This is a genomic window from Flavobacterium piscisymbiosum (genome assembly GCF_020905295.1).
Classification (GTDB): Bacteria; Bacteroidota; Bacteroidia; order Flavobacteriales; family Flavobacteriaceae; genus Flavobacterium; species Flavobacterium piscisymbiosum.
Genome location: NZ_JAJJMM010000001.1, coordinates 6006926 through 6020171, shown reverse-complemented (window position 1 = coordinate 6020171; position 13246 = coordinate 6006926). Strand labels below are relative to the sequence as shown.

General features: G+C 35.2%; 7 protein-coding genes. 1 reads left to right on the top strand and 6 read right to left on the bottom strand.

What is annotated here, in order from left to right; all coding sequences use genetic code 11:
* Positions 1-171: 171 nt before the first annotated feature.
* The 3 genes from LNP81_RS25430 to LNP81_RS25420 form a co-directional block, all read right to left on the bottom strand.
* On the bottom strand, positions 172-1644 hold the full coding sequence (locus LNP81_RS25430) for a RagB/SusD family nutrient uptake outer membrane protein (RefSeq protein ID WP_230040221.1): 1473 nt from the start codon (positions 1642-1644) through the stop codon (positions 172-174).
* 10 nt (positions 1645-1654) lie between these two features.
* Positions 1655-5008 (bottom strand): TonB-dependent receptor, encoded by a 3354-nt coding sequence (locus tag LNP81_RS25425; RefSeq protein WP_230040219.1) that lies wholly within the window; start codon positions 5006-5008, stop codon positions 1655-1657.
* A 235-nt stretch (positions 5009-5243) separates the two neighbouring features.
* Positions 5244-6407 (bottom strand): FecR family protein, encoded by a 1164-nt coding sequence (locus LNP81_RS25420; protein WP_230040217.1) that lies wholly within the window; start codon positions 6405-6407, stop codon positions 5244-5246.
* Positions 6408-6551: 144 nt separating this feature from the next.
* Here LNP81_RS25420 and LNP81_RS25415 point away from each other — a divergent pair, with 144 nt between their 5' ends.
* On the top strand, positions 6552-7121 hold the full coding sequence (locus LNP81_RS25415) for an RNA polymerase sigma factor (protein ID WP_230040215.1): 570 nt from the start codon (positions 6552-6554) through the stop codon (positions 7119-7121).
* Positions 7122-7218: 97 nt separating this feature from the next.
* Here LNP81_RS25415 and LNP81_RS25410 read toward each other — a convergent pair whose 3' ends face one another.
* From LNP81_RS25410 to LNP81_RS25400, 3 genes are all read right to left on the bottom strand, one after another.
* Positions 7219-9294: a glycosyl hydrolase 115 family protein gene (locus tag LNP81_RS25410; protein WP_230040213.1), complete on the bottom strand. Its 2076-nt coding sequence runs from the start codon at positions 9292-9294 to the stop codon at positions 7219-7221.
* A 544-nt stretch (positions 9295-9838) separates the two neighbouring features.
* Positions 9839-11593: a CocE/NonD family hydrolase gene (locus tag LNP81_RS25405; protein WP_230040211.1), complete on the bottom strand. Its 1755-nt coding sequence runs from the start codon at positions 11591-11593 to the stop codon at positions 9839-9841.
* A gap of 104 nt (positions 11594-11697) precedes the next feature.
* A complete protein-coding gene (locus LNP81_RS25400; protein WP_230040209.1) occupies positions 11698-12570 on the bottom strand; it encodes a helix-turn-helix domain-containing protein in 873 nt (290 codons plus the stop codon).
* Positions 12571-13246: the final 676 nt, after the last annotated feature.

The window sequence follows — 13246 nt, the reverse complement described above, 5'->3', positions numbered from 1 at the left end:
CTCTAAAATATTATATTGAATTTAGGCTGTCCTTTAGCCTGCGCCAATTAGAGCCTGTAATAAAACTTTTAAATTCATAGGGAATTCGTCCGCCTCTATTGAAGCATGACATTCTTAATAAATAACTTGAATTTTTCTCCCACGTTTGAGCATGGGAGAAAGATTATTTAGTTAATATCCAGGATTTTGATCTGACGGATCGATTTTACTATTTAAGTCGATTTCTCTTTGTGGAATTGGAAATAATAAATTTCTTGGCTGAGGATTTTTACCTGCAGCGGTCATAATAGGGATCAATTGCTCCGTACGAATCAAGTCAAAATATCTTTTGCTTTCAAAACAAAATTCCCAACTTCTTTCCTGAAGTATTGCTGCTCTGAATTGTTCTTTTGTCAAACCCGAAAGTTCCATCATACCAGCTCCGGCTCTTTTACGAATCGCATTAATAGCTTCGTATGCATCCGTAGTTGGTCCGTTTAGTTCATTCAAAGCTTCTGCTTTTATCAACAATACATCTGCATAGCGTAAGATAGGGTAGTTGTTATTGTTGTTGCTTCGTGCATATGCCTGTGCATCAAAGTATTTGAAAATACTTAATTCCGCTAAACCTTTTGTTGGATACTCGTAATATTTGCTCGTTTTAGGATCAGTAAAACTGGATAAGATTGAAGCATCACGGCGCGTATCTGCGGCAACAAAAGATCTCCAGAATTTATCTTCAACTAGATTAATAGCAAATCCTGATATACCATTATTCTGAATAACATTTGCTGTTCTTGAAAGATAGAATTGCGAATAGGCACTTCCGTAACCTTCCGGACCAGACTGAAATTGAATTGAGAATATATGTTCCAATTTATTTTCGTTGGCTATTTTCCAGACATCTGCCGGTGTAGGATATAAACCGTAGCCGTAAGCAGCTTTATTGTTAATTACTTCTTGTGCTTTTGCAGCAGCATTAGTCCAGTCTTTCTTTGTTAAATAAACATAAGCAAGCAGGGAAGAAGCCGCACCTTTAGTAGCTCTTCCAACTCCAGTTGTAGACTGTACTGGTAGCAATTTTGCTTCGGCTAGTTTTAAATCATCTATAATCACAGCATAAACTTCGTCTACAGATGAACGTGCTATATCAAGGCCTGCCAGTTCTTTGGTTTCCGTTAAACTTATTGGAACTCCGCCAAACTCTCTAACAAGATTAAAATAAGCTAATGCACGTAAAAAATGTGCCTCATCTATATAAAGTTCTTTATTAGCAGCAGGCATTTCAATAGCAGGAACACGTTCTATAACTGTATTGGCTCTATTGATTACAACATAGTTGTTATTCCAGTTGTTTGTTAAAACAAGATTAGAAGATTGAACAGTAAAATTATCAATATCACTTCGGTCAGTATTTGAACCTGTTCCGGGATTAGTTTGTTCGCCTGCTAAATCTCCTACAAAGGTCATATCCTGGCTGTATATAGGTCTTAAGCCATTGTAAACAGATACTAACGCAGCATATGCATCAGCGTCGGTTTTATAAAAGTTTGTTGGTGATAAAAAAGATTGTGGATCTTCATCCAGAAAATCATTTTGACAACTGCTAAATCCAGTAATCAAAATAGATAAAGCTGCAACAATAAGAAAATTATTAGATTTCATGTTTTTTTGATTAAAGTTTTACATTAAGTCCCATTAGGAATGTTTTGGCTGCCGGGTAACCCCCACGATCAACACCAATACTAAGATTATCCTGTCCAAATGAATTTACATCCGGATTGTATCCTTTGTAATTGGTAAACGTAAAATAGTTTTGTAAACTCACGTATAATCTGACAGACTGTACAAAAGTATTTTTGAAAACAATCTTTGGCATTTCATACCCAAACGATATATTTTGTATGCGCAGGTAAGATCCGTCTTCTACTTGTTTGTTGGTCAAACGTGTTTCCTTGGTAGTTCTTGGAACGTCAGTATTAGTATTTGTTGGCGTCCATCTGTTATTCGAACCTGGAGCATTAATATCGGTTTCTGCATTAACGTTTAAATTTAATACGTCGTTGCCCTGAACACCGTTAATTAAAACATTTAAATCGAAATTTTTGTAGCTGAATGTATTGGTCATACCATAAAAGAAATCTGGCTGCGCGTAACCTAAAATGGTACGGTCATTAGCGTCTAATTTTCCATCGCCATTCACATCTTTGTAACGTCTGTCTCCCAGTTGTACGCCTGCCTGTCCTGAAGCTATTCCTGCAGTTACTTCGGCCGGAGTTTGAAATAAACCATCCGTTACATAACCGTAGAATAAACCAACCGGTTCTCCAACTCTTAAAATTCCTGTATTTGCAATTGCTTTACTGGCACTTCCACCTCCCGCTGGTCTTTCATAATCACCGCCCAAATCTGTAACTTCATTTTTATTGAAAGTGATATTAAATGATGTTTTCCATTTAAAGTCACTATCGAAATTTACTGTATTTAAAGCCAATTCGATACCGTGGTTTCTCACACTTCCAACATTTTGAAGGGAAGTCTGATATCCTGAAGTTCCGGGAATCTGGACATCAAGAAGTAAGTCTTCTGTACGTTTGTCATAGTAATCTGCAACAATGTTAATTCGGTTTGAAAATAAACTCAAATCCATACCAGCATCAAATTGTGATGTAGTCTCCCATTTCAAGTTAGGATTAGCCACACGTGTAGAAGCTACTCCGCTTGTTATAACACCTCCAATAGGATAATTAGAAATACCTCCTAAGGCTGCAAGACTTCTGTACGTAGGGATTTCTGTATTACCGGTTTGTCCGTAACTTACCCTAAGTTTAAGATTTGAAATAACCTTCTCTGTTGACTTCATAAATTCTTCCTGAGATACTCTCCATGCAAGTGATCCTGAAGGGAAGAAAGAGAATTTATTACTTTCACCAAAACGTGATGATCCATCCGCACGCCCTGTAAGTGTTAATAAGTATTTGTCATTATAACCGTAATTAATTCTTGCAATATAAGATTCAAGTGCCCATTCGTTAATATTAGATGTTGGCGGAACAACTATTGCCCCGCTACCTAAGCTGCCATCTTCTAAAATATCATTAACAAATCGATCTGCACCTGTAGTTACATTTTCGGAAGTAAATTTCTGGCGGGTAAAACCTCCTAATGCAGTGAAATTATGTTTTTCGGCAAATGTTTTAGTATAGGTTAATGTATTTTCATTTAACCAGCTGAAACTTTGGTTAACTCCAATTCTTGCTCTTGCATTTTGTCCGGTATTTTGAATAAATGCAGGAAGATAATAATCATCTTTAACATTAATCTGGTCACCTCCAAAACTTACTTTAAACAATAAATCTTTTGTTATTTTATAATCAAGAAATAAATTACCCATTACACGGTCAGTTCTTGATAAATTTTTAATTTCTAACAATGATGCAACAGGATTTCCATAAAAGCTTCCATCTGGTCCAATAAATCTATTGTAGCTTCCATCAGCAGCATAAACTGGGGCAGTTGGCGGAGCGTAAAGAATAGAGGTTACAGCGCCTATATTGTTGGCATCCAAATCCGTATCGGTTTTTGCCTGATTGTTTGCTGTTCTTGATGCCGTAAAACTTAGTCCAAGTTTAAATTTAGAACTTAAGTTTTGATCCAGGTTTACTCTGATAGATCCACGTGTAAAATCTGATCCGCGAAGTATACCATCCTGTGTAAAATAATTACCTGAAATAGCATATTTTGTCTGATCATTTCCACCTGTAAAACCTAACTGATAGTTTTGTGTTGGAGCTATCCTAAAAGCTTCGTCCTGCCAGTCCGTTCCCTGACCATAAACTGCCGGGTTATAAATTTCCGGATCTGGGTAAATAATAGGACGTACTCTTTGAATATTATCAACATTAGCATTTTTGGCGAAATCATATGCATTTACTAAGTCTATTTTTTTACTAAGTTGCTGAAATCCATAATAAGTTTCAAAAGAAACGTTTGCTTGTCCTGATTTACCACGTTTAGTAGTAATAATAATTACACCATTGGCACCTCTGGCACCGTAAATAGCAGTAGCAGACGCATCCTTTAAAATTTCCATTGATTCAATATCACTAGGGTTAATCGAAGCTAATACGTTCGTAGGCTGCCCGTTCCCTAAAACTCCTGTAGAGTTACTGCTGTCATTGTATATAGGAAAACCATCAATTACATACAAGGGTTCGTTTCCTGCACTAATGGAGTTTCCTCCACGAATTCTTACCGATGCACCTCCACCGGGAGCGGATGAAGACTGTGTCATTTGTACTCCCGCAGCTTGTCCTTTTAAAGCCTGTTCTGTAGAGGTAAGTACTAAATCTTTTATAGCATTTTTATTAATAGAAGATACAGACCCTGTTATATCACGTTTCTTTTGAGTCCCGTATCCCACAACTACAACTTCATTTAGGCCTGCTGCACTTTCTGTCAGGGTTACATTGATAAGACTTTGTCCTTTAAGAGCAACTTCCTTAGAGTCAAAACCAATGAATGAAATTACTAGTATAGCGTTTTCATCTGAAACTGTAAGGGCAAATTTTCCATCAAAATCGGTTGTAACTCCATTTTTAGTTCCTTTTTCAACAACATTGGCACTTGGTAATGGCTGTCCTTTAGAATCTGTAATTACACCTTTTATTGGCTTAGGCGCCAGATCGAGAAGACTTGGTGCCTCGGTCATAATTACTTTACTTGCTTTGGTTTTGGTCAGTAGTATTTTTCGGTCGTCAATTTCATATGAAGTGTCTGTTCCTTTAAAAAGCATGTCCAGAATAACATTAACAGGTACTTTTTTAACGTTCAGGGAAACCCTTCTGTTTAAATCTACGGCCTTTGTGTTAAATAGGAATTTGAATTCTGTAGTAGTCTCGATTTCATCGATAACTTCTTTTACAGTAACACTTTCTTTATTTAAGGAGATTTTGGTTTTTTGAGAATATGATACGCTGGCTTGCATAACAAAACTTGCGGTGACAAAAAATAATAGTGATAACTTCATTTTTAAATCAAATTTTAAGCACGCAGGAAATAATCCATTGGACTTTGGTGGTTTTTTCATAATTTTGGAATGTTAATTAGTGATTAATCTTTTGCGGTTTGATCACTTTACCTAAGTCGGGAAATGTTAGCGCATTTTCCGATTTTTTTTATCCAGATGATTTGGAGAGGTAATAAGTGATAGTTAGTACTAAGTTTTTGCGTGGAACTCTAATTCATAGGCATTGTTTTAATTTTTAGTGGATTATTATTTTATTTTCTACTACGCTATAATCAATCTGATACACCTTTTTAAAGTAATTGAATACTTGTACTATACTTTCGTGGTCAGTTTCTATAGTGGCATTAAAAGTTTCATGTGCCAGGTTTTTATTATTATTGATGATAATGACATTGTAGTGGCGTTCTAGTTTTTTAATTATATTTTCAAAAGATTCCTGTCTAAAAACAAGATTTCCGCTCATCCAGGATGTATATAAAGATGTGTTGACCTTTTCGTTGGATATTGTTTTATCACCTTTGGTGAAAGTTCCTTTATAACCTGGAGACAGGAAAACTTCCTTTTTACTTTTTCCGGTTAATCCCGATTCTGTCATGCTTACAGAACCTTCAAGAAGGACGACATCAGTAGCGTCATCTTCCTGATAATTGCTGACATTGAATTTAGTACCATAAACCTGTACATCTAGTTTGTTTGCATTTACTATAAATGCATGTTTTTTATCGTGAGCAACTTCAAAGAAAGCTTCTCCTGTAAGGAAGATTTTGCGGGTTTTATCTTTTATAAACTGCACCGGATAAGTCATAGAACTTCCTGCATTCAAATATACCACGGTCCCATCTGAAAGCGTAATATTAAAACGCTTTCCATTTGGGATACTTAATGTGTTGTATACTAATTTGGTCGCATTTGGATCATTTGCGTAAACTAGTTCTTTACCTTTTTGCTCGCCAACTACTTTTCCATTTGCGTCATAAACTTTCGAAGTTCCGTCAGCAGCAATAACTTTAATATTTCCATTTCCCAGTTTCAGCGTAATTTCATCTTTTTTAGGGACAATTATTTCTTTTGTATTGTTATCAAAGATGTTTTTTTGCAATACAGCACCTATTCCTAAAAACAAGATTGCGATTGCAGCATACTTCATGAAAGAGCGAAGATTGTATTTTTTCGATTTTTTCTTTTCTCTTCTGATTTCCTTAAGAAGCGCTTTTCTCACAGTTTTAATATCGGGCTCATTCATGGCTAAAGTTATAGCAAAGTGCGTTTTAACATATTCCTGAAATATCAATTGATTTTCCGGATCTTCTATCCATTTGTTTAATATATCCAAATCGTCCATGTTTGCGGACTGTGAAAAATATTTAACGATTATAATTTCTATTTCTTTAGGAGCCATTTTCTGGGGTGCTTTTTTATGTATTACAAGACAGAATTACAATACCCTAATTTTTTATTAAAATATTTTTCATATTCGTATATTTTTTTTCTTTATTTTGCCGAATAAATACTTTTTATGGATTTCGAGGATAATATAATTTTAATGGAAAGCCTCAAAAATGGGGATGAGAAAGCTTATAAGTTTCTATTGAATAAATTTCATAGAAAATTGAACGCATATGCACTAACATTGGTTAACGATCATTCGATGGCCCAGGATATTGTTCAGAATGTATTTTTAAAAACATGGAAAAACAGAATCAAACTTAATGCTGAATTTTCTATTCAAAGTTTTTTATATAAATCCGTTTATAATGAATTCATCAATACTTACCAGCAAAATAAGGCGATGATGCTATTACAGCAGAAATATGTAGACTCTTTGCAACAAGTTGTTGAAACCACAGACGAAAGTTCTATAGAACGTATGTTGGCTATCATCAATAAAGAAATACAAAATTTACCTCCAAAGTGCCAGAAAGTTTTTATCCTAAGTAAAAAGGAGGGACTAACCAATATTGAGATTGCAGAACATTTAGAAATATCCATTAAAACTGTTGAAGCACAGATTAGTAAAGCTTTTAAAATTTTGAAAGAAAAATTGAAAGATAATTATAATATGATGTTGTTTTTGCTCTTTCATTCTCCACAAAAAGAATATTCTAAGACTTGAGATACTAAAATATAAACTTTAAAAAAAATCCACTCAATCAGAGTGGATTTTTTGTTTTAAAATGTAAAAAGAAATAGTAATGTTTTACCACCTGAACTTATTTCAAAAGCTCGTTATATAGATCCGAAAGACGCTTTTCGAGCAAATTCATTCCAAATTTAGCGTCGTTAGTATACCAGTCGGTAAATGGCGCATGATTAGATGTATTTAAACGTTCTTGTGCCAGATGAATTTCGTTTAAGGTTTGCTTGATAAATTCTCGCTTTTTCTCCTTGTTTTCCTTACTTTCATAAGCCTGTATCAAATAATTTAGCGAACGATTTAAATGCAGCATAAGATAAGCTTGTCCTCTTAAGTTATCATCAAAAAAGACTTTTCCGCTTTTAAGTTTGTTATAAATCTGATCTGATTTAGTTGTAATCTTTTCCAACTTTGCTATACTTGAGGCAGTTCCTTTAGCCATAGCTTCCAGCTGATTTTCTGCATCATTATCGGCAGGAATTACTCGAAAATAACCGACACTTCCTTTACTTGGATCATCCAGCGGATGATTGTCAAGCGGGTTTGTTGAGTATTTATCTTTTTCAAGATCGTTGAGTAACATTTCGATTGCACGAGCATACCTCAAATCCTGAAATAGATATTGTCGTTCGAATCCTGGCAGGTCACCTTTTTTTTGCTGCCAATAAGAATTGAAAAAATCCTGATACAATTGAGAAATTTCGGCTCCATATTGAGAACCATAGTAATTATTGCTGAATGTAGAAAGAAATGAAGTAGAATTAAAAGGTTTAAAATTCCACATCATATCTGCATTGGCCGATAACTCTACAAGATGTTCTCGAATATTTCCGGCATTTACTACAGAAAATAGTAATTTATGACCACTAAGGCTATCAACTATACGATAGTTTTGTTCCATTTTTCTCGGACCTTCTGCCTGTGCTAAATGCGAACCTGTTGATGTAAACTGAAAATTAAGATAATAACCGACAGGTTTTCCTGAAAAAGTGTAATTGAGTATATCTAATGCTGGGAAGTGATCTCGACGTGCCGCTACGAAATTTATGATTAATGATGACTCATCAGGAATATGAAAAAGTCCGGCAGCTGTAAGATTCGACATCTCGTTATAAAGCGTTAATCGCATTGGCGGATGCGGATCTCCAGTTTTTTCTTTAAGAAGGTCGATTTGCATCTGCACCATTTCTTCAATAACTTTTGCTCGGCTTTTGTCATCTTTTGGCGCATCTGGAAAAAATTCCCAAAATGGAATATCATGATTTCCTCTAAAACCAACCAGCCAAACAACTTCTAAGTTATTTCGTTTTGCCAAATCAATATGATAACCCCAAAACTCCTTTAAAGCCTGACGGTTCGCAATTGTCAATTCGGGAGCAGGCAGATGTCTAACTTCTTTCCAATAATCTTCCCAAAAAGCATAGGTTGATCCAAAAATATTAAGATGATGACCTGTTGTTATTAAACCACGCTGTTGACCAGTTGTGGCATCCTTTCCAGGACTATAGGGAGGAATGAAACTTTCTTTTCCTGTAATTACACCTTCAAGCGTATTAAGTTTAAGACGCAGCATCGCTTCGAACAAAGCTTGATAGTTGCTGTCTGATAGTTTTTGCCAGGGAGTCAGGAAGTCAGTATCATTGGGCAGCCATGCTCTATATTTAATATCTGGTGAATTAAAGACCTTTTTATAATTGGCAGCCATTGTTATTTGGTCCTTATGAATAGGTGGTTCAGATGCCCAGAACCAAAGTGGTTTAACGCCCAATATCAGTTCGCTAAAACTATAAATGGCATAAATAGTTCCTCGCATATCAGCACCGTTTAGTATGATACGTTCTTTATCTGTATAAATTTGGTGCGCTTCCCAGCCCTTTACTAATCGGTTGTCTTTTTTGTAATGATCCCCAGTGGCAATTACGATAACAGGGCCTTTTTGTGGTAGTTTCGTAACAAAAGCCGATGGTTGACTTAGAACTGTATTAAGGTCACGTTGTAAATCTTCTGCAGCACGACGAACTGGTGCTGATTCGCCAGGACTTATATATATGGGAATCTTAGCCTTTATTGTTATAGATTGTGCTTTCGTAGTTTGGTTAAAAAAGCAGACCAGCAAAAACTGGAGTAGTAATAAGAAATTGTGTTTTTTCATTGTGGTTATTTTTGGGTGGTTATAGATAGTAGATAACAAAGAGGCATTGCATGAGAATTCACTTAATTGTCTGAGTTATGATTATAATACAAAGCTGGAGTATAACACCCTAATTTTTTTCAGTAGTTTATTTTTATATGTGCTGTAATGACAATAGTCAAATCAGAGAGCAGATATTATAAACAATTCAATTTTACTAACAAATGTAAATTTATATCGACACGGGATATAAAACAGTTAATACTCTGCGTTCCTTATAAAATAAGACCTCAGAATTCTAAAAATGGATGGTTAGTTTAAAAGGATATTTTTTTACGATCTTCCTGTAAGTTGCGAGTACTGGCATTAATTACTGAAAGTAAAATTTGCCCAGCCTTTGTCTGATCTTTAAAATACATAATGTGAGGAATTGGCTGGTCCCGCAGGGCTTTCATATCAGTATGAAGGTAATGTAGAATGTAATGTAATGTAATGGTCATAATTGGGTATTTGGAAAATTAAAAAACAACTCCTTTCTTTGAAAAGGAGTTGTTTTTTTGGTATTCTATTTCATTAATGGCATTTGCAAATAACTTGCATATTTACCTCCAGTATGCAGAACATGAATTCCTTTGTTGTTTGGTGTACAGCCTGGAGTTCCCGGCATCACAGAACCAATTTCATCCTTGCTGCTTATCATTACTCGCAGTGTTTCGCCTGCATAGTAAATCAAACCAAGTGGACTAAGGACAATATCTAATTCTACGATTTCTTTTGGCGAAAGCTTTTCTACCCTGTCAAAACTATACGCAGGTACTTCATCAGTAGAGAGTTTTGGATCTAAATGCCTGTGTGATGCGCGTAAACGACCACTCGCGCCTTTGTAACGCAATGCAGAAGCTCCGTCTTGTGTAAAATCCTGTAAAGCAGCGTTGCGGTTTGGTACTACAAATTCGCTTAATACATTGCCTAATTTGTCAATTTTTTGTACCCAAACAAATATATCCATATCGTCTGCATTTTCTGCTTCCATAAACAGTTTCACTTTTGGATAACCTATAAAGGTAGTGTCCTTATCAAATACAGTCTGGAACGATACACGAGCTGGCATAGCTTCAGGGAAATAACGCAGTGCTGTTTCATTTTCATCTGCAGTCAATTGTAGCGTTCGTGTTTTTCCATTCAAATAATATCGTTGCAATTCTGATTCTTTTGGTGGAAAAGTTTCCGAAGTAAGTCCGGTACGATTACCGCCATGAAAATCCAAAATTGAATATTGTACGGTTGGCGTTCTTTCCCATCCGTTTTGTTTCCCAAGCAAATAATAATCAAAGAATTTACGAAGTTCCTCGGTAGATTCTTTAGCATAATAATCCGGCCACTCCTGAGTATCGTGAATACGCATCCATTTTTCTTTAGAACCTATAGAACGCCAGGAACGGAAAGTTCCCATTGTATGTAATGTATTAGAATAACTTGCCACAATATAGGCAGGAACCGTAATTTTAGAAACATCGGCTACTTTGTCTTCCCACAAATCGCAATTTGCCAGTGGATAAGCTTCTAACTCTGCAACCATATCTTCTCGTTTTGCACCGGTAGCACTTACATGATTTACCTGCAAACGGTGAAGGAAATTTGGATCGGGAATTCCGCCAATATATGCCAAATCGCGATACGCATCCTGTAAACCTTCAACAGGGTTTATACAAGTAAGATGTGGTGGCTGACCTGCAGCGATAAACCATTGTGAAAAAGCTAAATAAGAAGTTCCGGATAATGCTGTTTTCTTGTTCGACCAGTCTTGTGCTGCCAACCATTCTATAAGGTCGTAACAATCTTCTGCTTCTTGCGAACCAATCATGGTAATATCACCTTCGCTATGTGCAATACCACGTGCGTCCGGGTTACAAACTGCGTAGCCGTGCTCTACCCAGTAAGCTGGATCTGGCGCTTCAAATTTTGTTAAACCTGAACCCCACGCATTTCCCATTCCAAGCATATTAAACAAACCAACATAACGTGGAGCAGTTCCTGCACTTTTTCCGTAAGGACTCCATGCAATTAAAGTAGGGACTTTTTCTTCCGTTACAGGCAGATAAACATCTGTGTATATTGTGATCCCATCACGCATTTTTACAGGAACATCTTTCAGGAAACGAATATCGCAACCAAGAGCTTTAAAGCCAGGAGCTATTTGTTCTCCTTTTTTCAAAATGATTTCTTTGGTTTCAAATGGACTTAATACTCCGTGTTCAATTCCGTTGTCAATGTATTCAAATGCTGGTTTGAAAATCATTTTTTCAGCTATAGTATTCATATTTATATAATTATTATGTTATTAGCTAATTTAATATTACAAAGCTATGAAAGAATAATCCTGAAAATATAAACGATTCAAACCAAGAAGTATAAAATTCAAACCTAAGGGTCCCGATAAAATTTAGGAATATTGCCAGTAATTTTTTTAAAAAAACTACTGAAATAGTTGGGATATTCGAATCCTAAAATGTGCGCAATCTCAGAGATACTCCAATCGGTGTAGCGCAATAATGTTGTTGCTTCGGCAGTAATACGCTCTGCAATTATTGTTGTTGTTGATTTTCCTGTAACTTCTTTAACAGCACGGTTAAGATAATTTACATGAATAGAAAGTAAGCCCGCAAAATCTTGTGCGCTTTTGAATTTTAAAGGTTCGCTGAGGTTTTCTATTGGAAACTGACGTTCCAACTGATCCATAAAATGATTAACGATTCGTAATGAAGCACTGCTGGATTGTATAAAATTTTCTGCAGGACGCATTTGTAATGCGTCGTGAATGATCAGTTCAATGTAAGTACGCATTAAATCATCCTTGTAGAGATAATTTGTTTTGTCGCTTGTAATCATAGTATTAAAAATATCTGTGATCTTATTCTGTTGTTCTTTGTTAAGTTTAAAAGCTGGGTTTGAGTTGAGTTGAAATAGAGGCGAATGCTGGAGGTTTTCCAGCCTTTCCAAAGGTTTAATAAATTCTTCTGTAAATACACAGGAATATCCTGTCTGCTTTTCAGAAATTATCTCAGTGGCATAAGGTATACGAGAATTAGCAAAAAAAAGATACACTCCGTTAAGATGAATAGTCTGATCGTCGTAATGTATTTTGCTGTTTCCTATGCTAAGAAGTATTAGATAGAAATGACGACGCCCGAAAGCTGAAGTACCGGTTTTTGTAACTTTATTCCAGGTCACTTTGAATCCTCTTTGCTTCAGAACCGATTTTAATGCAGGGTTGGCAAATTCTCTTGTTGCTTTCATACAAATATAAAAGTACAAAAATCAAACAAATAAAAATATGCTTTTTTAACTTAATTACTTTAAAAGCTTTGCCAATTGCTTTTCTAACTCGATTACTCCAAAAGGTGTAGCCATTGATCTTATATGGTATTCGAGAAGATCGATTTCTTCTTTGCGAAAATCTACTTGAGAAAGTGATTTTTCTTTAGTATGAAAGAGAAGTTTGTAGTAAAAGAAAACATACAACTCAAGATTTATATTTTTTCGATATAAATCCTCCTTTATACCTTTTTGAATGTTTTCTCTAAAGTTTATATCGTTCTTTCGGTCTGTTAATAATGATAAATTTGTATCTTATATGTATTTCATGAGAGTTTTAGAGTGCTTAATAGTATAAAACTAATTTCGGGAAGTGAAATTAACTTTAGATATTTCATATTTTAAAAAGCTGGGTGGAGCTCATTTAGTATTAATCTTATTTTGATTTTTCTTTAACTATCAATTTAAATTCAGTTTTAAACTTTGATTAAATAATGATTTGATCCAACTATCATGAAATTAAAATCTGGAAAATCTTCAAAAAAGACTGATGATAAAATAAAGAAAGAGAAGCAGCATGCCGCTATAATCGATTGGTTTGTCAGAAGATGAGGTGTAATATTTTAATGACTTAAATGATTTATAATGAAATTACTGC

Bases quoted from the DNA above. Each gene is read 5' to 3' on its own strand.
- LNP81_RS25430 (WP_230040221.1), bottom strand. From the start codon at position 1,644: ATGAAATCTAATAATTTTCTTATTGTTGCAGCTTTATCTATTTTGATT.
- LNP81_RS25425 (WP_230040219.1), bottom strand. From the start codon at position 5,008: ATGAAGTTATCACTATTATTTTTTGTCACCGCAAGTTTTGTTATGCAA.
- LNP81_RS25420 (WP_230040217.1), bottom strand. From the start codon at position 6,407: ATGGCTCCTAAAGAAATAGAAATTATAATCGTTAAATATTTTTCACAG.
- LNP81_RS25415 (WP_230040215.1), top strand. From the start codon at position 6,552: ATGGAAAGCCTCAAAAATGGGGATGAGAAAGCTTATAAGTTTCTATTG.
- LNP81_RS25410 (WP_230040213.1), bottom strand. From the start codon at position 9,294: ATGAAAAAACACAATTTCTTATTACTACTCCAGTTTTTGCTGGTCTGC.
- LNP81_RS25405 (WP_230040211.1), bottom strand. From the start codon at position 11,593: ATGAATACTATAGCTGAAAAAATGATTTTCAAACCAGCATTTGAATAC.
- LNP81_RS25400 (WP_230040209.1), bottom strand. From the start codon at position 12,570: ATGAAAGCAACAAGAGAATTTGCCAACCCTGCATTAAAATCGGTTCTG.